This is a genomic window from Thauera sp. SWB20 (assembly GCF_000831325.1).
GTDB classification, from domain to species: Bacteria; Pseudomonadota; Gammaproteobacteria; order Burkholderiales; family Rhodocyclaceae; genus Thauera; species Thauera aminoaromatica.
In genome coordinates this window covers 315,148-336,147 of sequence record NZ_JTDM01000019.1, presented here as the reverse complement: position 1 = coordinate 336,147, position 21,000 = coordinate 315,148, and the positions used below count along the sequence as shown (strand labels likewise).

The 21,000-nt window shown below is 69.1% G+C and carries 24 protein-coding genes; 3 read left to right on the top strand and 21 right to left on the bottom strand.

All coding sequences use genetic code 11. The annotated features are described in order from the left end of the window. Nucleotides 1-6: 6 nt before the first annotated feature. The 4 genes from PO78_RS13435 to sucC form a co-directional block, all read right to left on the bottom strand. Nucleotides 7-774 carry a 3',5'-cyclic-nucleotide phosphodiesterase gene (locus PO78_RS13435; protein WP_004322784.1) on the bottom strand — a complete coding sequence of 256 codons (768 nt, stop codon included), beginning with the start codon at nucleotides 772-774 and terminating at the stop codon, nucleotides 7-9. Nucleotides 775-888: 114 nt separating this feature from the next. After that, entirely contained in the window at nucleotides 889-1,635 is a 747-nt protein-coding gene (locus PO78_RS13430; RefSeq protein ID WP_041589783.1) for an FHA domain-containing protein, read from the bottom strand. A gap of 146 nt (nucleotides 1,636-1,781) precedes the next feature. Further along, on the bottom strand, nucleotides 1,782-2,675 hold the full coding sequence (gene sucD, locus PO78_RS13425; RefSeq protein WP_004327115.1) for a succinate--CoA ligase subunit alpha: 894 nt from the start codon (nucleotides 2,673-2,675) through the stop codon (nucleotides 1,782-1,784). Between the two features lie 12 nt (nucleotides 2,676-2,687). Then, nucleotides 2,688-3,848 (bottom strand): ADP-forming succinate--CoA ligase subunit beta, encoded by a 1,161-nt coding sequence (sucC, locus tag PO78_RS13420; protein ID WP_004327114.1) that lies wholly within the window; start codon nucleotides 3,846-3,848, stop codon nucleotides 2,688-2,690. A 412-nt stretch (nucleotides 3,849-4,260) separates the two neighbouring features. Here sucC and PO78_RS13415 point away from each other — a divergent pair, with 412 nt between their 5' ends. Then, complete coding sequence (locus PO78_RS13415) at nucleotides 4,261-6,066, top strand: type IV pilus assembly protein FimV (protein ID WP_043744346.1); 1,806 nt, start codon at nucleotides 4,261-4,263, stop codon at nucleotides 6,064-6,066. On the opposite strand, the gene PO78_RS13410 is transcribed toward PO78_RS13415, so the two are convergent. Then, on the bottom strand, nucleotides 6,063-6,812 hold the full coding sequence (locus PO78_RS13410; RefSeq protein WP_043744343.1) for a Nif3-like dinuclear metal center hexameric protein: 750 nt from the start codon (nucleotides 6,810-6,812) through the stop codon (nucleotides 6,063-6,065). The genes PO78_RS13415 and PO78_RS13410 overlap by 4 nt on opposite strands. A 95-nt stretch (nucleotides 6,813-6,907) precedes the next feature. Between PO78_RS13410 and PO78_RS13405 the strand changes: the two genes are divergently transcribed. Further along, nucleotides 6,908-8,059, top strand: coding sequence for a trypsin-like peptidase domain-containing protein (locus PO78_RS13405; protein ID WP_012584706.1), 1,152 nt, complete (start codon nucleotides 6,908-6,910; stop codon nucleotides 8,057-8,059). A gap of 27 nt (nucleotides 8,060-8,086) precedes the next feature. Here PO78_RS13405 and tatC read toward each other — a convergent pair whose 3' ends face one another. The 10 genes from tatC to hisB all read right to left on the bottom strand — a co-directional run bounded on the left by tatC (nucleotide 8,087) and on the right by hisB (nucleotide 13,649). Continuing rightward, nucleotides 8,087-8,884: a twin-arginine translocase subunit TatC gene (tatC, locus tag PO78_RS13400; protein WP_004326515.1), complete on the bottom strand. Its 798-nt coding sequence runs from the start codon at nucleotides 8,882-8,884 to the stop codon at nucleotides 8,087-8,089. After that, on the bottom strand, nucleotides 8,881-9,372 hold the full coding sequence (tatB, locus tag PO78_RS13395) for a Sec-independent protein translocase protein TatB (RefSeq protein WP_012584705.1): 492 nt from the start codon (nucleotides 9,370-9,372) through the stop codon (nucleotides 8,881-8,883). Before tatB ends, tatC begins: the two co-directional genes overlap by 4 nt. Before the next feature lie 96 nt (nucleotides 9,373-9,468). After that, entirely contained in the window at nucleotides 9,469-9,705 is a 237-nt protein-coding gene (gene tatA / locus PO78_RS13390; RefSeq protein WP_004307332.1) for a Sec-independent protein translocase subunit TatA, read from the bottom strand. 10 nt (nucleotides 9,706-9,715) lie between these two features. Continuing rightward, nucleotides 9,716-10,063 carry a histidine triad nucleotide-binding protein gene (locus tag PO78_RS13385; RefSeq protein ID WP_004307334.1) on the bottom strand — a complete coding sequence of 116 codons (348 nt, stop codon included), beginning with the start codon at nucleotides 10,061-10,063 and terminating at the stop codon, nucleotides 9,716-9,718. Further along, complete coding sequence (locus tag PO78_RS13380) at nucleotides 10,060-10,398, bottom strand: phosphoribosyl-ATP diphosphatase (protein WP_004307336.1); 339 nt, start codon at nucleotides 10,396-10,398, stop codon at nucleotides 10,060-10,062. The genes PO78_RS13385 and PO78_RS13380 overlap by 4 nt, the downstream gene beginning before the upstream one ends. Then, nucleotides 10,395-10,790 (bottom strand): phosphoribosyl-AMP cyclohydrolase, encoded by a 396-nt coding sequence (gene hisI, locus PO78_RS13375; protein ID WP_004307338.1) that lies wholly within the window; start codon nucleotides 10,788-10,790, stop codon nucleotides 10,395-10,397. The genes PO78_RS13380 and hisI overlap by 4 nt, the downstream gene beginning before the upstream one ends. Continuing rightward, the gene (gene hisF / locus PO78_RS13370) at nucleotides 10,787-11,545 is read right to left on the bottom strand and encodes an imidazole glycerol phosphate synthase subunit HisF (RefSeq protein ID WP_043744339.1); all 759 of its coding nucleotides are present in this window, start codon (nucleotides 11,543-11,545) and stop codon (nucleotides 10,787-10,789) included. Before hisF ends, hisI begins: the two co-directional genes overlap by 4 nt. A gap of 22 nt (nucleotides 11,546-11,567) precedes the next feature. After that, entirely contained in the window at nucleotides 11,568-12,317 is a 750-nt protein-coding gene (hisA, locus tag PO78_RS13365; protein ID WP_004307342.1) for a 1-(5-phosphoribosyl)-5-[(5-phosphoribosylamino)methylideneamino]imidazole-4-carboxamide isomerase, read from the bottom strand. A 44-nt stretch (nucleotides 12,318-12,361) separates the two neighbouring features. After that, nucleotides 12,362-13,000 (bottom strand): imidazole glycerol phosphate synthase subunit HisH, encoded by a 639-nt coding sequence (hisH, locus tag PO78_RS13360; protein WP_012584702.1) that lies wholly within the window; start codon nucleotides 12,998-13,000, stop codon nucleotides 12,362-12,364. Nucleotides 13,001-13,061: 61 nt separating this feature from the next. Then, the gene (gene hisB / locus PO78_RS13355) at nucleotides 13,062-13,649 is read right to left on the bottom strand and encodes an imidazoleglycerol-phosphate dehydratase HisB (RefSeq protein ID WP_004307346.1); all 588 of its coding nucleotides are present in this window, start codon (nucleotides 13,647-13,649) and stop codon (nucleotides 13,062-13,064) included. A gap of 128 nt (nucleotides 13,650-13,777) precedes the next feature. Here hisB and hisC point away from each other — a divergent pair, with 128 nt between their 5' ends. Continuing rightward, nucleotides 13,778-14,851, top strand: a complete 1,074-nt coding sequence (hisC, locus tag PO78_RS13350) for a histidinol-phosphate transaminase (protein WP_004307348.1) — start codon at nucleotides 13,778-13,780, stop codon at nucleotides 14,849-14,851. A 6-nt stretch (nucleotides 14,852-14,857) separates the two neighbouring features. Here the strand turns inward: hisC and PO78_RS13345 are convergent, their stop codons facing one another. The 6 genes from PO78_RS13345 to hisG form a co-directional block, all read right to left on the bottom strand. After that, entirely contained in the window at nucleotides 14,858-15,679 is an 822-nt protein-coding gene (locus PO78_RS13345) for an ABC transporter permease subunit (protein ID WP_004307351.1), read from the bottom strand. After that, complete coding sequence (locus PO78_RS13340) at nucleotides 15,676-16,620, bottom strand: ABC transporter permease (RefSeq protein WP_004307352.1); 945 nt, start codon at nucleotides 16,618-16,620, stop codon at nucleotides 15,676-15,678. The genes PO78_RS13345 and PO78_RS13340 overlap by 4 nt, the downstream gene beginning before the upstream one ends. Next, a complete protein-coding gene (locus PO78_RS13335) occupies nucleotides 16,617-17,762 on the bottom strand; it encodes an ABC transporter ATP-binding protein (RefSeq protein WP_043744335.1) in 1,146 nt (381 codons plus the stop codon). Before PO78_RS13335 ends, PO78_RS13340 begins: the two co-directional genes overlap by 4 nt. 24 nt (nucleotides 17,763-17,786) lie before the next feature. Beyond that, the gene (locus PO78_RS13330) at nucleotides 17,787-18,875 is read right to left on the bottom strand and encodes a polyamine ABC transporter substrate-binding protein (protein ID WP_043744332.1); all 1,089 of its coding nucleotides are present in this window, start codon (nucleotides 18,873-18,875) and stop codon (nucleotides 17,787-17,789) included. Nucleotides 18,876-18,946: 71 nt separating this feature from the next. Next, nucleotides 18,947-20,254: a histidinol dehydrogenase gene (hisD, locus tag PO78_RS13325; RefSeq protein WP_012584699.1), complete on the bottom strand. Its 1,308-nt coding sequence runs from the start codon at nucleotides 20,252-20,254 to the stop codon at nucleotides 18,947-18,949. A gap of 13 nt (nucleotides 20,255-20,267) precedes the next feature. Next, nucleotides 20,268-20,912 (bottom strand): ATP phosphoribosyltransferase, encoded by a 645-nt coding sequence (gene hisG, locus PO78_RS13320; RefSeq protein ID WP_004307358.1) that lies wholly within the window; start codon nucleotides 20,910-20,912, stop codon nucleotides 20,268-20,270. Nucleotides 20,913-21,000 lie beyond the last annotated feature (88 nt).

Below are 21,000 nucleotides of genomic sequence, written 5' to 3'. Positions count from 1 at the left end.
CCCGCATCAGAACTCCAGGAGGTCGCCGCGACCGAGTGCGCGCAGCGGTCGTCCGGGCGCGCAGGCCCCGAGCTGGTCGATGATGCGCTGCCCGACGCCCGGCTTGAGGTGGCTGATGTGGATCTCGGGCGTGCCGCGGATCTCGTCGAGCACCGCGCGCGCCATGCTCGGGCAGAGGTGGCGCGAAGCCACGGCGAGCCCGTGCTGTTCCTCGGCGAAGGCGGTCTCGAGGATGAGGTGGCGCAGTTGCGGACAGTCGTTGATCGCCTCGATCAGCTCGGGACAGTAGGCGGTATCTCCGGAAAACACCAGCTGCCCGTGCGCACTGTCGAGCCGGTAGGCCACCGCGGGGACGGTATGGCGGGCAGGCAGCGCGGTGATGCCGCGCCCGCCGCAATCGCGGCGCTCGCCGACGTGGATCGGATGGAAGCGCATGAAGGGCTGGTGGTGGTCGGGAATCGCGGAAAAATCGGGCCACACCAGCCAGTTGAAGATGTGCGAGTGCAGGATGCGGATGGTCTCGGGCGTCGCATGCACCTGCACCGGCGCCTGGCGCAGTTCGCCCACCGAGTCGATCATCAGCGGCAGCGCGGCGATGTGGTCGAGGTGCGCATGGGTGAGGAAGACGTGGTCGATCCGCGCCAGCTCGTCCAGCGTCAGGTCGCCGACGCCCGTCCCGCAGTCGATCAGGATGTCGTCGTCGAGCAGGAACGAGGTGGTGCGCGGTTGCGCCCCGCCGATTCCGCCGCTGCACCCCAGCACCTTGAGCTTCATGGCCTCCGTCATCCGCGTCCGCGGCGGCCGGAGGCCACCGTGCAAACCCATGCGAAACCTTAGCACCGACCGCGCGCCGGCCGCGCGGGAGAATGTCACGCCCTCCCCGGCCCCTCAGGCGCGCAGGAAGAACTCCATCTTGACGCCCGCGATCTCGATGATGTCGTGGTCGCGCAGGGGACGCGCCTGGGCGTCGATCGCCCTGCCGTTGACGAGCGGAAAACTCGCCCCCTCGACGTGGGTGATGAAGTAGCCGTGCGGGCGGCGCGTGATCACCGCGACCTGGCGCCCCGGCTTGCCGAGCGTGGTGAGCGACTTGGTGAGCGGCAGCTCGCGCCCGGCGTTGGCGCCACTGAGCACCTGGATCACACCCTGCCCCTCGCCCGCCGCGGAGGCGGCGGTGGCGGCCGCGGCCGCGGTGCCGGCCTGGCGCGCGGCGGCGGAGAGGATCTGCGTGTCGCTCGGCGCCGGCGCACCCGGCGGAAGCACCGTCTCGGTCGTGGCGCGCGGCATCTCGAAGGCCTTGTAGGCCGCGGTCTCGATCATCTCGGACGGCGCCAGCCCGGGCTTGGCATCGTCCACGATGTACTTGATGCGGTACTTGCCGAGCTCGATGACGTCGTTGTTGCGCAGCACGTTCTTCTTGACCGGCTGGCCGTTGAGGTAGGTGCCGTTGGTGCTGTTCTGGTCCTCGAGGAAGGCGTCGTTGGTGATGCAGGTGATCACCGCGTGATGGCCGCTGATCGCGAGATTATCGATCTGGATGTCGTTGTCCGGCTTGCGCCCGATGGTGGTGCGCTCCTTGACGAGCGCCATTTCCTTGAGCACCAGCCCGTCCATGCTGAGAACCAACTTCGGCATGCCCATACCCGTCTGTAAGTGGAACGGCCGGCGCGCCTGCGCCGCCTGCGAGGAATCCTCCGCCCATTCTAGCGCGCGCACCGCGCCGGTTAACAAAAAAGGGCGCCGGAAAATCCGGCGCCCCTTGCCATGCCCCGGGGGACGGCTTACAGCATCGCCTTGAGCAGCTTGCCCATCTCGGACGGGTTGCGCGTGACCTTGAAGCCGCACTCTTCCATGATGGCGAGCTTGGCGTCGGCGGTGTCGGCGCCGCCGGAGATCAGCGCGCCGGCGTGGCCCATGCGCTTGCCGGCCGGCGCGGTGACGCCGGCGATGAAGCCGACGATCGGCTTCTTCATGTTGGCCTTGCACCACTGCGCGGCTTCGGCTTCGTCCGGACCGCCGATCTCGCCGATCATGATCACCGCGTCGGTGTCCGGATCGTCGTTGAACATGCGCATCACGTCGATGTGCTTGAGGCCGTTGATCGGGTCGCCGCCGATGCCGACCGCCGAGGACTGACCGAGGCCGATCTCGGTGAGCTGGGCGACGGCTTCATAAGTCAGCGTGCCGGAGCGCGAGACCACGCCGATGCGGCCCTTGCGGTGGATGTGGCCGGGCATGATGCCGATCTTGATCTCGTCGGGCGTGATCAGGCCGGGGCAGTTGGGACCGAGCAGCAGGGTTTCCTTGCCGCCGGCGGCGACCTTCTGCTTCATCCTGTTGCGCACGACCAGCATGTCGCGGACCGGGATGCCCTCGGTGATGCAGATCGCCAGGTCGAGGTCGGCCTCGCAGGCCTCCCAGATCGCGGCGGCCGCGCCGGCGGGCGGCACGTAGATCACCGAGACGGTGGCGCCGGTGGCGTCCTTGGCATCCTTGACCGAGCCGTAGATCGGCACGTCGAGGATCTTCTCGCCGGCCTTCTTCGGGTTCACGCCGGCGACGAAGCAGTTCTTGCCGTTGGCGTACTCGATGCACTTCTCGGTGTGGAACTGGCCGGTCTTGCCGGTAATCCCCTGGGTGATGACCTTGGTGTCTTTGTTGATCAGGATGGACATTCGAAGTGCTCCTTACTTGACCGCAGCGACGATCTTGGTCGCGGCTTCCGCCATCGTGTCGGCGGCGATGATCGGCAGGCCCGAATCGGCGAGGATCTTCTTGCCGAGGTCTTCGTTGGTGCCCTTCATGCGCACCACGAGGGGGACGGAGAGGTTCACTTCGCGGGCCGCGGCGACCACGCCGGTGGCGATGGTGTCGCAGCGCATGATGCCGCCGAAGATGTTGACCAGGATGCCCTTGACCTGGGGGTTCTTGAGCATGATCTTGAAAGCTTCGGTGACCTTCTCGGTGGTCGCGCCGCCGCCGACGTCGAGGAAGTTGGCCGGCTCGGCGCCGAACAGCTTGATCGTGTCCATGGTGGCCATCGCCAGGCCGGCGCCGTTCACCAGGCAGCCGATGTTGCCGTCGAGGCTGATGTAGGCGAGGTCGTACTTGGAGGCTTCGATCTCGTCGGCATCCTCTTCGTCGAAGTCGCGGAAATCGACGATCTCCGGGTGACGGTAGAGGGCGTTGGAGTCGAAGTTGAACTTCGCGTCGAGCGCCTTGATGTTGCCGTTGCCCTCGAGGATCAGCGGGTTGATTTCCGCCAGCGAGGCATCGGTCTCCATGTAGCAGGTGTAGAGCTTCTTGAAGGCGTCGACCGCCTTGGCGACCGAGCCTTCGGGCACGCCGATGCCCTTGGCAAGCTCGGTGGCCTGCGCGTCGGTGAGACCGACGAGCGGATCGACGAAGACCTTGATGATCTTCTCGGGGGTGTTGTGGGCGACTTCCTCGATGTCCATGCCGCCTTCGGAGGAGGCCATCATGGCGACCGTCTGGGTGGCACGATCGGTCAGCGCCGCGACGTAGTATTCGTGCTTGATGTCGGCGCCTTCCTCGATCAGCAGGTTGCGCACCTTTTGGCCTTCGGGGCCGGTCTGGTGGGTCACGAGCTGCATGCCGAGGATGTCGTTGGCGTGCTGGCGCACTTCGTCGAGCGAGCGGGCGAGCTTGACGCCGCCGCCCTTGCCGCGGCCGCCGGCGTGGATCTGGGCCTTGACCACCCAGATCTTGCCGCCGAGTTCCTCGGCCGCCTTCACGGCAGCGTCCACCGATACGCAGTGGAAACCGCGCGGCGTGACGACGCCGTACTTCCTCAACAGTTCTTTTGCCTGATACTCATGAATTTTCATGGTTGCCCTTCGATCGAAGCCGCGACGGCAGCCGCCGCCGCGGACAGGTTGATGGCATGCTTCGGAGCGATCGCTCCACGACCGGCGCCGTCTCCCTCGACCGTCGCCCGCCGCACTGGAATCGGGACCCCCCGACCCGACCCGCGGACCGGGCGCGCACGCCGCGGTCGCAAGACCCCATAATTATAACTGGTTTTGCGCGGTGCACAGCCATGCGCCGGCAGCCGCACCGGGCCCGCTCCACCCGCATCCCGCACCGTGCCGGCTGCCGTGTGGCGGAAGCATCCGGGAACGCTGAATACGTCACACCTGCAACAAAACACGGTCGCATTGCGGCACGAGTCGCTGGAATGCCTACGGCGAGTCTGCTAAAACTCGGCAATCATTCGATCCACCGCCGGACGCGCGGAATATGAACAACAACAGCATGCCGCTCGCAATCGCAGTCGCAATCGCCCTCGCCTCGCTCGGCACCGCCCCTCCCGCGGCGGCGGTGGCGCTCGGCGAGGTCGCCGCACTCTCCGCGATGGGGGAGAGCTTCCGCGCGGAGATCCGCCTGCCGGACGGAAAACCTGCCGATGCCGAATGCTTTCGCGTCGCCCCCCTCTCCGGTGGAGAGTTTCCGGCCTTGCGCCAGGGCCGTATCGCCGTCAGCGGCAGCGGTGCCGAAGCGCGCCTGGTGGTGCGGGACGCCGCCCGCGTCAACGAGCCGGTGCTGAAGCTGGCGATCGAGAACGTGTGCGAGGCGCGCCTGCGGCGCGAGTACACGCTGCTGATGCCCTTCGCACCCGGCGCCCGCCTGCCGGCGGCTGCGGTGGCAGCCGCCGCGCCACCCCCGGCCGCCCGCGCGCCCGCGCGGACACCGCGCACGGCACCGCCCGCGCAGGCGAAGGCGGCGCCGAAACCACGCGCGCGCACCCTCGGCACGAGCGGCGACGAATCGCTCGTCACCCTGGCGTCGTCGCTGTACCCGGACGACCCCGCCGCGCAGGCGCGCTTCATCGAGGCGACCGCCGCGGCAAACCCGAAGCTGTTCGCCGACGCCGCCGCACTCACCCGCGTCCTGCCCGCAGGCACGGCGCTGCGCCTGCCCGACCTGCGCCCCGCCGCGCCGCAGTCCGAAGCGGCACCGGCACCGGTTGTCGCCCAGGGACCCGACCGGCTCGTCGTGGACAAGACCGTCGCCACGCGGAGCACGGGCGGGACCACGGCGGCGCATGGCGACGCCCCCCCGCGCAATCACGCGGAGCGCGAGCGCGCGCTTGCCGCGGCGATCGACCGCAGCATCATCGCCGAGATGGAGCTGCTCGCCCGCATCAAGGAGCTCGAGGAAATCCAGGCCGGGCTGAAGGAGCGCCTGCTGAGGATGCAGGCCGTCCCCGCCGTCGCAACCGCCCCGGCCGTCGCAGTCCCCGCCTCGCCTCCGCCGCGGACCGAGCCGGTCACCCCCGCCGAAAAGCGCCCTGCGCTCGCGGCCGAGAACGCCTGGGGCCGCGACGCCTACCTGTTCGGCGGACTCGGGTTTGCCGCCTTGGCCCTCGTCGCGCTGTTGCGCCGCTCGCGGCGTCCGACGCCGGCAGCGCCGTCCAGTCGGCCGACGGACACCGCCACCGCAACAACGCTCGGCAGCGCGGAGTCCCGCAAGGGCCGCGCGCGGGCCGAAGAGACCGGCTTAGGCTTCGGCGTCGGCACCGTCGACACTCGCCTCGAGTGGCCGGCGGGGACGGCAACCGAGACCATCCAGGAGCACAAGTCCGCGGTCGAGCTCGCCGACATCATGATGAGCTTCGGCCGCGTCCGCGGCGCAGCCGAGACGCTCGCCGAGTTCATCCGCGGCAATCCGCGCGAAGCGGTCTCGCCCTGGCTCAAGCTGCTCGAGGTCTACCGGGCAGCGGGCCTGCGCGACGAGTTCAACGCGATCGCCGGGGAGCTCAACAAGACCTTCAACGTCACCACGGTCAACTGGCAGAGCTACGACGCGCTGCGGGCGTCGAAGATGAGCCTGGAGGACCTGCCGCACATCTGCGAGGCCCTGCAGAAGACATGGCGCACCGCCGCCTGCCAGCGCCACCTGCAGCAGCTGCTGCGCGACAACCGCAACGGCACCCGCGCCGGCTTCCCGTTCTCGGTGATCGACGAGATCCTCACCCTCACCGCCATCCTCGAGGAAGACCTCGGCCCCTGCCCGCCGGCCGCGGACGAGCCCCCCCGGCGCTAGACCGGGTTGTCGAGGTCGACGAAGCTCGCCTCCAGCCCGAGCACCTCGTTCAGGTAGTGCGCCATGGCGCGTGCGCCGTAGCGCTCGGTGGCGTGGTGGCCGGCGGCGATGTAGGGCACGCCGGACTCGCGCGCCAGATGCACCGTGGGCTCGGAGATCTCGCCCGACACGTAGAGCTCGGCCCCGGCCAGGATCGCCTGCTCGAAAAAGCCCTGCGCACCGCCGGTGCACCAGGCGATCCGGCGCACCGTACGCTCGCCGTCACCGACCAGCAGCGGCTCGCGCCCGAGCCGCCGGGCAAGCGCGCGCGCGATCTCGTCCGCACGCTCGCCCTCCCGCGCCGGCCGGCCGATCCAGCCCAGCTCCTGGTCGGCGAAGCGCGCCGTCCCCTGCCAGCCCATCAGGCGCGCGAGTTGCGCGTTGTTGCCGAGCTCCGGATGCACGTCGAGCGGCAGATGGTAGGCGAACAGGCTGATGTCGTTGGCGAGCAGGGTATGCAGGCGCCGACGCCGGAAGCCGGTCACGCGACCGTCGTCGCCCTTCCAGAACAGGCCATGGTGAACGAAGACGGCGTCATACGCCCCCGTTGCTGCAAGGTCGAGCAGGGCCTGGCTGGCAGTCACCCCGCACAGCACGCGCCGGACCTCCGCGCGTCCTTCCACTTGCAGGCCGTTTGGGCAATAATCCTTCAGCCGTGAAGCGTCGAGCAGGGTGTCGAGATGACCCCCGAGTTCGGTGAGCTGCATGCGTCCTCCTTCATCCTTGCTTCGCGCGTGGCTCCTCGACCGGAGAACGCTCCGGCCGGCCGGGCGCGACCCCTTCTTCTTTGAAGCCCGACATTATGCGCCGCTTGTGGCTCATCTTCGCGCAGGCGGTGACCGTCAGCGTCGCCGTGCTGTTCGTGCTCAACACCCTCAAGCCGGAATGGCTGCGCAAGGCCACGCCCGCGGCGGTGGTGGCGATCCTCGAGGCACCTGCGGGCAGCGAGCGTGCGCCGGCGGCAGGCTCCTACGCCCCGGCTGCACAGCGTTCGATGCCGGCGGTAGTGCACATCTTCACCAGCAAGGGCGGTCGCGGCCAGCGCCACCCGCTGCTCGACGACCCGCTGTTCCGCCACTTCTTCGGGGAGCGCCCGGACAGCGCACCGAGCGAATCCGGCCTCGGCTCGGGCGTCATCGTCAGCCCCGACGGCTACGTACTCACCAACAACCACGTCATCGAGACCGCCGACGCGATCGAGGTCGCGCTCAACGACGGCCGCAAGTTCGCCGCCCGCCTGGTCGGGCGCGACCCCGAGACCGACCTCGCGGTGCTGCGCATCGACGGCGCCGAGGCGCTTCCGGCGATCACCTTCCCGGCCGCCGACAGCCTCGCGGTGGGCGACGTGGTGCTGGCGATCGGCAACCCCTTCGGCGTCGGCCAGACGGTCACCATGGGCATCGTCTCGGCGCTCGGTCGCAGCCAGCTCGGCATCAACACCTTCGAGAACTACATCCAGACCGACGCCGCGATCAACCCGGGCAACTCGGGTGGCGCGCTGGTCGACAGCGCGGGCAGCCTGGTCGGCATCAACACGGCGATCTACTCGCGCTCGGGCGGTTCGCTCGGCATCGGCTTCGCAATCCCGGTCTCGATCGCGCGCGACGTGCTCGAGCAGATCGTCGCCACCGGCGAGGTCGTGCGCGGCTGGGTGGGCGTGGAGATCCAGGACCTCACACCCGAACTGGCCGCCTCGTTCGGCTATCGCGACGCCGGCGGCGCGCTCATCGCCGGCGTACTGCGCGGCAGCCCGGCAGATCGGGCGGGCGTGCGTCCGGGCGACGTCCTGGTCGCGCTCGACGGCGAGAGCGTGCGCGACCCGCGCGCGATGCTCGACATGGTCGCGGCGCTCTCACCCGGCAAGCGTGCGGTGTTCAGGGTGCGGCGCGGCGCCGAGGCGCTCGACCTCGAGGTGGAAGTGGGCCGCCGCCCGATCCCGCCCGCCGCGCGCTGAGGCACCGACCGACGCGGCCCGCGGCATTCAGCGGGGCTCGCCCTCGCCATCCGCAGCAGCCGGCCCGGCGAGCTGCTGTACCGTCTCGCCGGCGGCCTCCTGCTGAGGGGAAGGCCTGGACAGCATGCCCGCGAGCACGATGCCAAGCTCGTAGAGCAGGCACATCGGCACGGCCAGCATGAACTGCGAGACCACATCCGGCGGGGTGACGATGGCGGCGACCACAAAGGCGCCGACGATCACGTAAGGGCGCGACTCGCGCAGCTTGGCGACATCGACGATGCCGGCCTTGACCATCAGGATCACCGCCACCGGCACCTCGAAGGTGATGCCGAAGGCGATGAACATCGACATCACGAAGGACAGGTACTGCTCGATGTCCGGCGCCGGGACGATGCTCTTGGGAGCGAATTCGGCGATGAACTTGAACACCGTGCCGAACACGAAGAAATAGCAGAAGGCCATGCCGAGCAGGAAAAGCAGCGTGCTGCCGAGCACCAGCGGCAGGGCGAGGCGCTTCTCGTGCGCGTACAGCCCGGGCGCGATGAAGGCCCAGGCCTGGTAGAGCACCCAGGGCAGCGCGAACACGAAGGCGACCATCATCGTCACCTTGACCGGGACGAAGAAGGGCGTCACCACGCCGGTGGCGATCATGTTGGTACCCGCAGGCAGCGTGTCCATCATCGGCTTGGCGAGGATGTCGTAGATCGCGCCCGCCCACGGCATCAGGCAGACGAAGACGATCACGATCGCGAGCAGCGCGCGGATCAGGCGGTCGCGCAGCTCGATCAGGTGGGCGATGAAGGTTTCCTGTTGTTCGCTCATGCCTTGACCTTGTCAGCTCCAGGCGCGGTGCGGGGCGTGCTATCCAGCCCAAGCTCGAGTTGCGGGGCGGGACGGGCGGGCGTCGCATCCGCTCCGGCCGGCGCGGGCGCTGCCGCCGGATTCGCGACGGGCGTCGGAGCGCCGGCCGGCGCGGGCGCCGCGGTGCCCGACGCGGAGGCAGGCGACTCGGGGAGGATGGAGCGCACCTCGGCGACCGTCTCGCCGATTCCCGACTCGACCCCGGCGACACCGGTGCGCACCGAGGTCTCGAGTTCCTGCGCCTGGTGCCGCACCTGTTCCTGCAGCTTCTTGAGTTCCTCGAGCTGCATCTCGCGCTGGATGTCGGACTTGACGTCGGAGACGTAGCGTTGCACGCGCCCGAGCAGGTGCCCGGCGGTGCGCGCGACCTTGGGCAGGCGCTCCGGCCCGACCACGATCAGCATCACGATGCCGATCACCACGAGTTCCGAAAAGCCGAAATCGAACATGTGTGCTCGCTCGAGACAGGGGCCGCCACCGGCCCGCCGTAAAACGAAGGGGCGCTCCGGTCAGGGCGCCCCCGATGCTGGTTCGAGACGCGAGGCTCAGGACCGGTTCTGGTCGACCTTCTCGCGCGCCTCGCCCTCGATCGTCTGGCCCTGGGCGAGCTTCTGCTGGGAGGCGTCGCCCGCTCCGGCCGAATCACCCTCCTTCATGCCTTCCTTGAAGCCCTTCACCGCACCACCGAGGTCGGAACCGATGTTGCGCAGCTTCTTGGTGCCGAACACCAGAAGGACGATGACCAGCACGATCAGCCAGTGCCAGATGCTGAAAGAACCCATACCGCTCTCCTTAACGCTTCAACATGGGCGGCAGGGGATCGGGCCCGCCCAGAATGTGCAGGTGCAGATGATACACCTCCTGCAGGCCGACCCTTCCGGTATTGACGATGGTGCGGAAGCCGTCGGTACAGCCCTGCTCGCGGGCGATCCTGCCCGCCGCAACCATCAGACGCCCCATCGCCGCCTCGTGTTCCCCGTCGAGGTGCGCCATCGAGTCGACGTGCACCTTGGGCACCACCAGCACATGCACGGGTGCGGCGGGATGGATGTCGTGGAAGGCGAAGACGTGCTCGTCCTCGTAGACCTTTTTCGACGGAATCTCGCCGCGCACGATGCGGCAGAAGACGCAGTCGCTCATGCGCGCGAACCTTCCGCAGTGCGCGACTTCTTCTCGTCGATGCCCGACACGCCCTCACGGCGACGGAACTCGGCGAGCACGTCGTCCACGGACAGCCCGTGGTGGGCGAGCAGCACCATGGAGTGGAACCAGAGGTCGGTCACTTCCCACACCAGGTGCAGCATGTCCTTGTCCTTGGCCGCCATGATGGTCTCGGCGGCCTCCTCGGCGACCTTCTTGCAGATCGTGTCGGTGCCCTTCTGGTACAGGCTGGAGACGTAGGAAGAATCCGGATCGGCCTTCTTGCGCGCGGCGAGGGTCTCGGACACGCGGTGCAGCACTTCGATATCGATCATTTGTAGATCTCCTGCGGGTCTTTCAAAACCGGCTCGACGGCCTCCCAGCGGCCATCGGCAAAATACTTCTGGAAGAAGCAGCTGTGACGTCCGGTGTGGCAGGCGATCCCGCCCACCTGCTCGATCCTGAGCAGGACCACGTCGTTGTCGCAGTCGATGCGCATGTCCAGCACCTTCTGCACGTGGCCGGACTCCTCGCCCTTGTGCCACAGCTTGCGCCGCGAACGCGACCAGTAGATGGCTTCGCCGGTCTCGGCCGTGCGCTGCAGCGCCTCGCGGTTCATCCAGGCGAACATCAGCACGTCGCCGGTGGCGGCTTCCTGCGCGATGACCGGCACCAGGCCGTGCTCGTCCCACTTGATTTCGTTCAACCAGCGCGTGCTCGTGCTCACAAGCGTACCTCGATGCCGCGCGCGCGCATCAACTCCTTGGCCTCGCGCACGGTGTGCTGTCCGAAATGGAAGATGCTCGCCGCCAGCACCGCGTCGGCGCGGCCTTCGGAGACCCCCTCGGCGAGATGCTCGAGCGTGCCGACGCCACCGCTGGCGATCACCGGGATGCGCACCGCATCCGACACCGCGCGCGTGAGCGCGAGGTCGAAGCCGCTCTTGGTGCCGTCGCGGTCCATGCTGGTGAGCAGGATCTCGCCCGCCCCCAGCGACTCGACCTTGCGCGCCCACTCGATGGCGTCCAGCCCGGTGTTGTTGCGCCCGCCGTGGGTGAACACCTCCCACTTGCCGGGCGCGGTCTGCTTGGCGTCGATCGCCACCACGATGCACTGGCTGCCGACCTTGCTCGCGGCCTCGAAGACCAGCTGCGGGTTGGTCACCGCCGCGGTGTTCATGCTGACCTTGTCGGCGCCGGCGTTGAGCAGCCGGCGCACGTCCTCGACCACGCGCACACCACCACCGACGGTGAGCGGGATGAAGACCTGCTCGGCGACCTGCTCGACCACGTGCAGGATGATGTCGCGGTCGTCGGAGCTCGCGGTGATGTCGAGGAAGGTGATCTCGTCGGCGCCCTGCTCGTCGTAGCGGCGGGCGATCTCGACCGGATCGCCGGCGTCGCGCAACTCGACGAAATTGACCCCCTTGACCACGCGCCCGGACTTCACGTCCAGGCAGGGAATGATGCGCTTGGCTAGCATCGGCTGCCCCTGCGGGAGAAGCTCATTCGCGCGCGCCCTCGAGCTCGTCCGCGCGCGCCTGCGCGGCGGCGAAGTCGAGCGTGCCCTCGTAGATCGCGCGCCCGGTGATCGCGCCCATGATGCCCTCGTCCTCGACCGCGCACAGCGCGTCGATATCGCGCAGGTCGGTGATGCCGCCGCTGGCGATGACCGGGATGCGCAGCGCGCGCGCCAGGCGCACGGTGGCCTCGATATTGACGCCCGAAAGCATGCCGTCGCGGCCGATGTCGGTGTAGATCACCGACTCCACGCCATAGTCCTCGAACTTCCTCGCCAGATCGACCACGTCGTGGCCGGTGAGCTTGGACCAGCCGTCCACCGCCACCTTGCCGTCCTTGGCGTCGAGGCCGACGATGATGTGGCCGGGGAAGGCGCTGCAGGCGTCGTGCAGGAAGCCGGGGTTCTTGACCGCGGCGGTGCCGATGATGACGTAGCTGATGCCGTTGTCGAGGTAATGCTCGATCGTGTCGAGGTCGCGGATGCCACCGCCGAGCTGGACCGGGATGTCGTCACCGACGACGTCGGTGATCGAACGGATCGCGGCGCCGTTCTTCGGCTTGCCGGCAAAGGCACCGTTGAGGTCCACCAGGTGCAGGCGGCGCGCGCCGGCCTCGAGCCAGTGGCGCGCCATGGCGCCCGGATCGGAGGAGAACACCGTGGCGTCGTCCATCTCGCCCTGTTTCAGGCGAACACATTGACCGTCCTTGAGGTCGATGGCGGGAATGAGCAGCATACCGGGATCAGCAGTGGAGAAACGTAGAGGGAATCACCGGCCGCTCAGGGCTGCCAGCGGATGAAATTGGCGAGCAGGCGCAGGCCGGCCGCGGCGCTCTTCTCGGGGTGGAACTGAGCCGCGAAGATATTAGCCCGCGCTACCGCACTGGTAAAGCGAACGCCATAGTCGGTCTCGGCCGCAGTCAGCGAGGCCTCCGCAGGCACCACGAAGTAGCTGTGCACGAAGTAGAAGCGCTCGCCGTCGGGGATGCCGTCCCACATCGGGTGCGGTCCGCACTGACGTACTTCGTTCCAGCCCATGTGTGGCACCTTGAGCCGGCTGCCGTCGGCCGCGAACATGCCGGTCTCGGGAAAGCGCACGACCTCCCCGGACAGGATGCCCAAGCCCGGCACGTCGCCCTCGGCGCTGTGCTGGAACAGCATCTGCTGGCCGATGCAGATGCCGAGGAAGGGTTTTTCGGCCGCCGCGGCGCGTACCGCAGGTCGCAGGCCGCGCGCGTCGAGTTCGCGCATGCAGTCGGGCATCGCGCCCTGCCCCGGAAACACGACCCGCTCGGCGGCGGCGACACGCGCCGGGTCGGAGGTGACGAAGACCTCGTGACCGGGCGCCACGTGTTCGATCGCCTTGGCGACCGAGCGCAGGTTGCCCATGCCGTAATCGATGATGGCCACGCTGGTCATCGGCTTGACTCGCTTTTCGACAGGATGGCGGCCGCGCGACGCGACCGCGGGAAGGGAGGAATCAGAGCGCGCCCTTGGTCGAGGGGATGGTCCCGGCGGCGCGCTCGTCGTGCTCGGCCGCCATGCGCAGCGCGCGGGCGAAGGCCTTGAACACGGTCTCGCACTGATGGTGGGCGTTGTCGCCGCGCAGGTTGTCGATGTGCACCGTGACGCCGGCGTGATTGACGAAGCCCTGGAAGAACTCGCGCGCCAGATCCACGTCGAAGTTGCCGATGCGGGCGCGGGTGTAATTCACGAAGTAGTGCAGCCCCGGGCGGCCGGAGAAATCGACCACCACGCGCGACAGCGCCTCGTCGAGCGGCACGTAGGCATGGCCGTAGCGGCGCAGCCCTTTCTTGTCGCCGAGCGCCTTGGCGAAGGCCTGCCCGAGCGTGATGCCGACGTCCTCTACGGTGTGGTGGTCGTCGATGTGGGTATCGCCCTCGCAGTGGATGTCGAGGTCGAACAGGCCGTGGCGGACGATCTGGTCGAGCATGTGGTCGAAGAAGGGCACGCCGGTGTCGAGCCGGCCCTGCCCGCTGCCATCGAGGTCGATGCGCACGGTGATCTTGGTTTCGAGGGTGTTGCGCGTGACTTCTGCTTGCCGCATGGGAGCTACCGGCCAAAATGGGTTGTCTGCCCGTCATGATAACATCGCGCAGCGAACTCGCCGCGATGCGCCGCAAGGTGCGTTGTGCGCGTCCAAGCCTCCGTTCCACCCCAACCGCAGACACCCGCATGAGCCGCTTCTGGAGCGCCGTCGTCCACGGCCTGACCCCCTACGTGCCGGGCGAGCAGCCCAAGCTCGACAACCTCGTCAAGCTCAACACCAACGAACACCCCTGCGGCCCCTCGCCGAAGGTGCTGGAGGCCATCCGCGCCGCCACCGGCGACGGCCTGCGCCTCTACCCCGACCCCAACGCCGACGCGCTCAAGGCCGCGCTCGCCCGCCATCACGGCGTGCGCCCGGAGCAGATCTTCGTCGGCAACGGCTCCGACGAGGTGCTCGCGCACGCCTTCATGGCGCTGCTCAAGCACGAGCGCGCGCTGTGGTTCCCGGACATCACCTACAGCTTCTATCCGGTGTATTGCGGGCTGTACGACATCCAGCCGCGCATCGTGCCGCTGGCCGAGGACTTCTCGATCCGCGTGGAAGATTACCTGCCGCGCGGCGACGAGCGCGCCGGCGCGATCATCTTCCCCAACCCGAACGCACCCACCGGACGGCTGCTCGCGCTCGCCGAGGTCGAGCGCATCGTCGCCGCCAACCCCGAGGCCGTGGTGCTGGTCGACGAGGCCTACGTGGACTTTGGCGGCGACAGCGCGATCGCGCTGGTGGATCGCCACCCCAACCTGCTGGTCACGCGCACCTTCTCCAAGAGCCGCGCGCTGGCGGGCCTGCGCGTGGGCTACGCGGTGGGCGACGCGGCGCTGATCGAGGCGCTGGAGCGGGTCAAGAACAGCTTCAACTCCTACCCGCTCGACCGCCTCGCGATCGCCGGCGCGGTGGCCTCGGTGGAGGACGAGGACTACTTCCGCGCCAGCTGCGCCCAGGTGATCGAGACGCGCGCGCGGCTGGTCGCCGACCTGCAGGCGCTCGGCTTCGAGGTGCTGCCCTCGGCGGCGAACTTCATCTTCGCCCGCCACCCGACGCGCGACGGCGCCGAACTCACCGCCGAACTGCGCAGGCGCGCGATCATCGTGCGCCACTTCAAGGCGGCGCGCATCGACCAGTTCATGCGCATCACCGTCGGCACCGACGCGCAGTGCGCGATTCTGGTGGCGGCCCTGCGCGAGATCCTCGCCGGCTGAAGCCGATCAGCCGCCGCGCGCCACCGCTGGCGCCGACGCGCGCGGCGGCGCCAGCAACAGGCGGTTGGCGAGGAGCACCGCGATCGACACCACCACCACGATCACCGTGGCGAGCGCGTTGATCTCGGGCTTGAGGCCGTGGTGCAGGCGCGCGAACACCAGCACCGGCAGCGTCGTGCTGCCCGGGTCGGACAGCATCGCGGCGAGCACGAAGTCGTCCATCGACAGCGTGAACGCGAGCAGCCAGCCGGCCGCCAGCGCAGGCGCGATCACCGGCACGGTGATCACGAAGAAGACCTTCAGCGGCGGACAGCCGAGGTCGAGCGCGGCCTCCTCGAGCGCGCGGTCCATCTCGCGCAGGCGCGACGCCACCAGCACCGCCACGTAGGCCGCGCACAGCGTGGTGTGCGCCACCCAGATCGCCGCCACCCCGCGCCCGCCCAGCACGGCGAGCGCCGGATGGGTGAACAGCAGCACCAGCGACAGACCGACCACCACCTCGGGCATCACCATCGGCGCGCTCATCATGCCGACGAAGAAGCGACTGCCGGGATAGGGCCCGGCGCGCACCAGGATCACCCCGGCGGCGGTGCCGACCACCACCGCGGCGGTGGCGGCGAGCGCGCCGACACGCAGCGACAGCAGCACGGCCGCATGCAGTTCTGCGTCGCGCGCCAGCGCGGCGTACCAGCGCAGCGAGAAGCCGTCGAACCGGGTGGTGATCTCCCCGGCGGTGAAGGAGAACACGATCAGGCACAGGATGGGCACGTAGAGGAAGGCGTACACGCCGACCACCCACATCCGTCCGCCCCAGCCGCCGCCGTTCATTCGCCCCTCCCGGCCCCGCGCCCATGGCGCTGCAGCAGCACGATCGGCGCGATCAGCATCGCCACCATGAGCACCGCGACCGCCGCCGCCATCGGCCAGTCCTGGTTGGGGCCGAAGTCGTCCCAGATGCTGCGCCCGATCGTCATCACGCTGCCGCCGCCGAGCAGATCGGGGATGACGAACTCACCCACCGCCGGGATGAACACCAGCATCGAGCCGGCGACGATGCCGCGCGAGGACAGCGGCAGGGTGATGCGCAGGAACACCGTGGCCGGCCGCGCGCCCAGGTCGCGCGCGGCCTCGGGCAGGCGCTGGTCGAGCTTGACCAGATTGGCGTAGAGCGGCAGCACCATGAAGGGCAGGTAGCTGTAGACCATGCCGACCAGCACCGCGCCGGTGTTGTAGAGCAGCGGCAGCGGCTCCGCCACCAGGCCGAGGCCGAGCAGCACCTGGTTGATCAGCCCGGTCTCGCTGCTGTCGAGCAGACCCATCCACGCATAGACGCGCAGCAGGAAGGAGGTCCAGAACGGCAGCATCACCAGCATCAGCAGGAGGTTGCGCATCGCCTCGGGCGCGCGCGCGAGACGATAGGCGAAGGGATAGCCGAGGACAAGGCAGCACAGCGTGGTGAGCGCTGCGAGCAGGAGCGAATTGGCGTAGGCGGCGAGGTAGGGCCGGTCCGCGGCGAGCGTGCCGAGTGCCGCCAGCTCGCCGCCGAGGCGAGCGTAGCTGGCGGGATCGGGACGGAAGGCCGGCGCCCCGTCCACAGCCGCGCCGGCGAAGGGCGACACGTAGGGCGGCACGGCGAGGTCCGGCGTGGACAGGCTGACGTTCACGATCAGCGCGAAGGGCAGCACGAAGAAGAACAGCATCCACACCCACGGCAGCAGGCCGACCCAGAAGCGGCCATGCCCTTGCGCAGAAGCCGGACGCGCCTTCATCGCAGCAGCAGCACGCCGTCGGGCGCCGGCCACGACACCCGCACCGGCTCGCCGCGCGCCGGCGGCGCGGCCTCGCCCCAGTGCGCCGCGGGCACGCTGGCGATCATCGAGCCACCGCCGGGCAGGCGCAGGTGGTAGATGGAGCGGCCGCCGAGATAGGCGATCTCGGCGACCTCGGCCGGCGCGGCGTTGTCATCGGGCTGTTCCGGCACGCACGCATCGCCGGCGGCGCGATGATGCACGCGCACGCACTCGGGGCGCAGCGACAGCCAGGCTTCACCGCCCTGCTGCAGCGCAACGGTGGCCACGAAGCGAATCGGCTGCGGAAACTCGCCGCCGACCAGGCGATCGCCCTCGATGCGGCCGTGGAAGAGGTTGGTCTCACCGATGAAGCTCGCGCTGAAGCGGCAGTTGGGGCGCTCGTAGATCTCACCCGGCGTGCCGACCTGCACCAGCCCGCCCTCGGACAGGATGCCGATGCGGTCGGCCATGGTCATCGCCTCCTCCTGGTCGTGGGTGACGAGGATGCACGTGACCCCCACACGCCGGATCAGGCCGACGAGCTCGAACTGGGTCTGCTGGCGGATGCGCTTGTCGAGCGCGGCGAGCGGCTCGTCGAGCAGCAGCAGGCGCGGCTCGCGCGCCAGGCTGCGCGCCAGCGCCACGCGCTGCTGCTGTCCGCCGGAGAGCGCGTGTGGGCGGCGCCCGGCGTAGGCGCGCATCTGCACCAGCTCGAGCATCTCGTCGACGCGGGCCGCGATCGCCGCGCGCGCCATGCGCGGCCGCAACTGGCGCAGGCCGAAGGCGACGTTGCCCGCCACCGTCATGTGCGGGAACAGCGCGTAGGACTGGAACATCATGTTGGTCGGACGACGGTGCGCGGGCACCGCGGCGAGATCCTCGCCGTCGAGCAGGATGCGCCCGCAACTCGGCGTCTCCAGGCCGGCGATCATGCGCAGCAAGGTGGACTTGCCGCAGCCCGAGCTGCCCAGCAGCGCGAAGATCTCGCGCTCGCCGATGTCGAGCGAGACCTCGCGCACCGCCCAGGTGTCGCCGAAGCGTTTTCCCAGGCTTTCGATGCGCAGATGAACGCGCTCGCCGGCCAAGCTTTCGGGCCCATCCTGCGGCATGCGCTCGCTCATCGCATCACCCGCTGCGCCCGCCGCTCAGCGTGCCGCCTTGAAGCGGTTCAGCGCCTGGGTCAGCTCGCGCTGCACGTCCTTGCCGAGCACCGGCTTGGCGCGCAGCGTACGCTTGACCGCCTCCGGCACGTTGATCGCCGGGTCGTCGCGCAGCGTGGCGTCGGTGAGCGCGAGCGCCGCGGTGTTGGCACTGATGTAGAAGGTCTCGTTGGAGATGCGCGCCACCGTGGCCGGGTCCATCATCGCGTCGATCCAGCGGTGGGCGTTATGCGGGTGCGGCGCGTCGCGCGGGATCGCCATCACGTCCACCGACATCATCGCGCCCACGGCCGGGATCAGGTACTGCAGCCTGACCTCGGAGCCGCCGATCTGCGCGCGCCGCGCGGCGATGCGGGCGTCGCCCGAGAACATCATCGCCACGCACAGGCTGCCCTTGGCCATCTGCTCGATGGGCGCAGTGTTGAAGCTGCGGATGTCCTTGCGCACCGGGCGGATGTGCTCGACCGCGGCGCGGATGTCGGCCGGGTCCATCTTCACCGGGTCGAGGCCGGCGTCGAGCATGGCCGCGGGGATCACGTCGCTGGCCTCGTCCATCAGCGCGATGCCGCAGCCCTTCAGGCGCGCGGTCAGCGCAGGGTCGAAGAGCAGGTCCCAGGCGTTGTCGGGCAGCTTGCCGTCGAGCGCCTTCATGACCTTGTCGACGTTGATCGCCACCCCGATGGTGAACCACATGTAGGGTACGAGGTAGCGGTTGCCGGGGTCGGCGACCGCCACCGCCTCGAGGATCAGCGGGTCGATATGGACGAGATTGGGCAGGCGCGACTTGTCGAGTGGCTGGAAGATGCCGGCCTGGATCTGCTTGCCGGCGTACTCCACGCTCGGGTACACAACGTCGTAGCCGCTGCCGCCGGTCAGCAGCTTGCCCTGCAGCGTGGCGTTGCTGTCGTAGAGTTCGTAGCGCACCTCGATCCCGCTCGCCTTCTCGAAGGCGGGGATGGTGTCGGCGGCGATGTAGTCGTTCCAGTTGTAGACGTTGAGGATGGGCTCCTCGGCCGCCACCGCCACCCCGGCGGCCAGGGCCAGCGCCGCCATCCAGCCGAACTTCAGCGTCATGCCCGCCTCCCCGCGATCGACAAGGGAACACCGCCTGCCCGCCCGGGTCGGGGGACCCGGGCGGGCAGGCGTCAAACCTTCAGCCGCATCTCCGCCGAGCGCGCGTGCGCCTGCAGACCCTCGCCATGGGCCAGGATGGAAGCCACCTTGCCCAGGTGCTGCGCGCCCGCCTGCGAGATGTGGACGATGCTGGTGCGCTTCTGGAAGTCGTAGGTGCCGAGCGGCGAGGAGAAACGCGCGCTGCGCATGGTCGGCAGCACGTGGTTGGGACCGGCGCAGTAGTCGCCGAGCGCCTCCACCGCCCAGTGGCCGACGAAGATCGCGCCGGCGTGACGGATGTGGGCGATCCAGTCCTCGGCATCTTCCAGCGCCAGCTCGAGGTGCTCGGGCGCGATGCGGTTGGCGAGCGCGCAGGCCTGCTCCAGGCTGTCGACGTGGATCAGCGCGCCGCGGTTGGCAAGCGACCTGGCGATCGTGTCGCGGCGCGGCATGGTGGGCAGCAGGCGGTCGATCGCGTCGTGCACCGCGTCGATGAAGCCGGCGTCGGTACACAGCAGGATGGACTGCGCGAGCTCGTCGTGCTCGGCCTGGGCGAAGAGGTCCATTGCCACCCAGTCGGCGTGGCCGGAGCCATCGGAGATGATCAGCACTTCAGACGGGCCGGCGACCATGTCGATGCCGACGGTACCGAACACGCGGCGCTTGGCCTCGGCCACGTAGGCATTGCCCGGGCCGACGATCTTGTCCACCTGCGGGATGGTCTGCGTGCCGTAGGCCAGCGCCGCCACCGCCTGCGCGCCGCCGATGGTGAACACGCGGTCGACGCCGGTGATCGCCGCCGCCGCCAGCACCAGCGGATTCTTCTCGCCACGCGGGGTGGGCACGACCATGATCAGTTCGCCGACACCGGCGACCTTGGCCGGGATCGCATTCATCAGCACCGAGCTCGGGTAGGAGGCGCGCCCGCCCGGCACGTAGAGGCCGACGCGGTCGAGCGGGGTGACCTTCTGGCCCAGGCGGGTGCCGTCGGCCTCGGTGAATTCCCACGACTCGCCCTTCTGGCGCTCGTGATAGACGCGCACGCGGTCGGCGGCGATGGTGAGCGCCTCGCGCTGCTCGGGGCGCAGGCTGTCGAGCGCGAGCAGCAGCTCGCTCCTGGGCAGCTCGAGCGCGACCATGGATTGCACGTCGAGCCCGTCGAAGCGGCGGGTGTATTCGACCACCGCGGCGTCGCCGGTGGTGCGCACCGCCTGCAGGATCTCGGTGACCGCCGCGTCGATGCGGCCGTCGGCCTCGGCCTCGAAGGCGAGCAGGGCATCGAGGGTGGACAGGAATTCGGGTTCGCGCGCGGCCAGGCGGCGGATCGGGGTCTGGCTCATCGGTAGGGACTCCTCAGGACTGGATCGCGCCGGCGAAGGCGTCGAGCACCGGCTGCAGCAGTTCGCGCTTGAGCTTGAGCGAGGCCTGGTTGACGATCAGGCGCGAGCTGATCGGCATGATGTCCTCGACCTCTTCGAGGTTGTTGGCGCGCAGCGTGCCGCCGGTCGACACCAGGTCGACGATGGCGTCGGCGAGCCCGACCAGGGGTGCGAGCTCCATCGAACCGTAGAGCTTGATCAGGTCCACATGCATGCCCTTGCCGGCGAAGTGGGCCTTGGCCGCGTTCATGTACTTGGTGGCGACGCGGATGCGCCCGCCCGGGCGGGTCGCGGCGGCGTAGTCGAAGCCCTTCTGCACCGCCACGCACAGCCGGCACTTGGCGATCTCGAGGTCGAGCGGCTGGTAGAGGCCCGCACCGCCGTGCTCGACGAGCACGTCCTTGCCGGCGATGCCGAGATCGGCGGCGCCGTACTGGACGTAGGTGGGCGTATCGGTGGCGCGCACGATGACCAGGCGCACATCCGGCCGGTTGGTGCCGATGATCAGCTTGCGCGAGGACTCGGGGTTGTCGGTGGGCACGATGCCCGCTGCGGCGAGCAACGGCAGGGTCTCTTCGAAGATGCGGCCCTTGGACAGGGCGAGCGTGATGCTGGACACGTGAAAAGCCTTGATCGGGGGGACTCGTCATTGTAACCCGGCGCCGCTTCTGTTAACCTTCGACGCGACTGGCTGAACCGCACGCGGC

Coding starts and splice junctions, on each gene's coding strand:
- PO78_RS13435 (WP_004322784.1), bottom strand. CDS start 774: ATGAAGCTCAAGGTGCTGGGGTGCAGCGGCGGAATCGGCGGGGCGCAA.
- PO78_RS13430 (WP_041589783.1), bottom strand. CDS start 1,635: ATGCCGAAGTTGGTTCTCAGCATGGACGGGCTGGTGCTCAAGGAAATG.
- sucD (WP_004327115.1), bottom strand. CDS start 2,675: ATGTCCATCCTGATCAACAAAGACACCAAGGTCATCACCCAGGGGATT.
- sucC (WP_004327114.1), bottom strand. CDS start 3,848: ATGAAAATTCATGAGTATCAGGCAAAAGAACTGTTGAGGAAGTACGGC.
- PO78_RS13415 (WP_043744346.1), top strand. CDS start 4,261: ATGAACAACAACAGCATGCCGCTCGCAATCGCAGTCGCAATCGCCCTC.
- PO78_RS13410 (WP_043744343.1), bottom strand. CDS start 6,812: ATGCAGCTCACCGAACTCGGGGGTCATCTCGACACCCTGCTCGACGCT.
- PO78_RS13405 (WP_012584706.1), top strand. CDS start 6,908: ATGCGCCGCTTGTGGCTCATCTTCGCGCAGGCGGTGACCGTCAGCGTC.
- tatC (WP_004326515.1), bottom strand. CDS start 8,884: ATGAGCGAACAACAGGAAACCTTCATCGCCCACCTGATCGAGCTGCGC.
- tatB (WP_012584705.1), bottom strand. CDS start 9,372: ATGTTCGATTTCGGCTTTTCGGAACTCGTGGTGATCGGCATCGTGATG.
- tatA (WP_004307332.1), bottom strand. CDS start 9,705: ATGGGTTCTTTCAGCATCTGGCACTGGCTGATCGTGCTGGTCATCGTC.
- PO78_RS13385 (WP_004307334.1), bottom strand. CDS start 10,063: ATGAGCGACTGCGTCTTCTGCCGCATCGTGCGCGGCGAGATTCCGTCG.
- PO78_RS13380 (WP_004307336.1), bottom strand. CDS start 10,398: ATGATCGATATCGAAGTGCTGCACCGCGTGTCCGAGACCCTCGCCGCG.
- hisF (WP_043744339.1), bottom strand. CDS start 11,545: ATGCTAGCCAAGCGCATCATTCCCTGCCTGGACGTGAAGTCCGGGCGC.
- hisA (WP_004307342.1), bottom strand. CDS start 12,317: ATGCTGCTCATTCCCGCCATCGACCTCAAGGACGGTCAATGTGTTCGC.
- hisH (WP_012584702.1), bottom strand. CDS start 13,000: ATGACCAGCGTGGCCATCATCGATTACGGCATGGGCAACCTGCGCTCG.
- hisB (WP_004307346.1), bottom strand. CDS start 13,649: ATGCGGCAAGCAGAAGTCACGCGCAACACCCTCGAAACCAAGATCACC.
- hisC (WP_004307348.1), top strand. CDS start 13,778: ATGAGCCGCTTCTGGAGCGCCGTCGTCCACGGCCTGACCCCCTACGTG.
- PO78_RS13345 (WP_004307351.1), bottom strand. CDS start 15,679: ATGAACGGCGGCGGCTGGGGCGGACGGATGTGGGTGGTCGGCGTGTAC.
- PO78_RS13340 (WP_004307352.1), bottom strand. CDS start 16,620: ATGAAGGCGCGTCCGGCTTCTGCGCAAGGGCATGGCCGCTTCTGGGTC.
- PO78_RS13335 (WP_043744335.1), bottom strand. CDS start 17,762: ATGAGCGAGCGCATGCCGCAGGATGGGCCCGAAAGCTTGGCCGGCGAG.
- PO78_RS13330 (WP_043744332.1), bottom strand. CDS start 18,875: ATGACGCTGAAGTTCGGCTGGATGGCGGCGCTGGCCCTGGCCGCCGGG.
- hisD (WP_012584699.1), bottom strand. CDS start 20,254: ATGAGCCAGACCCCGATCCGCCGCCTGGCCGCGCGCGAACCCGAATTC.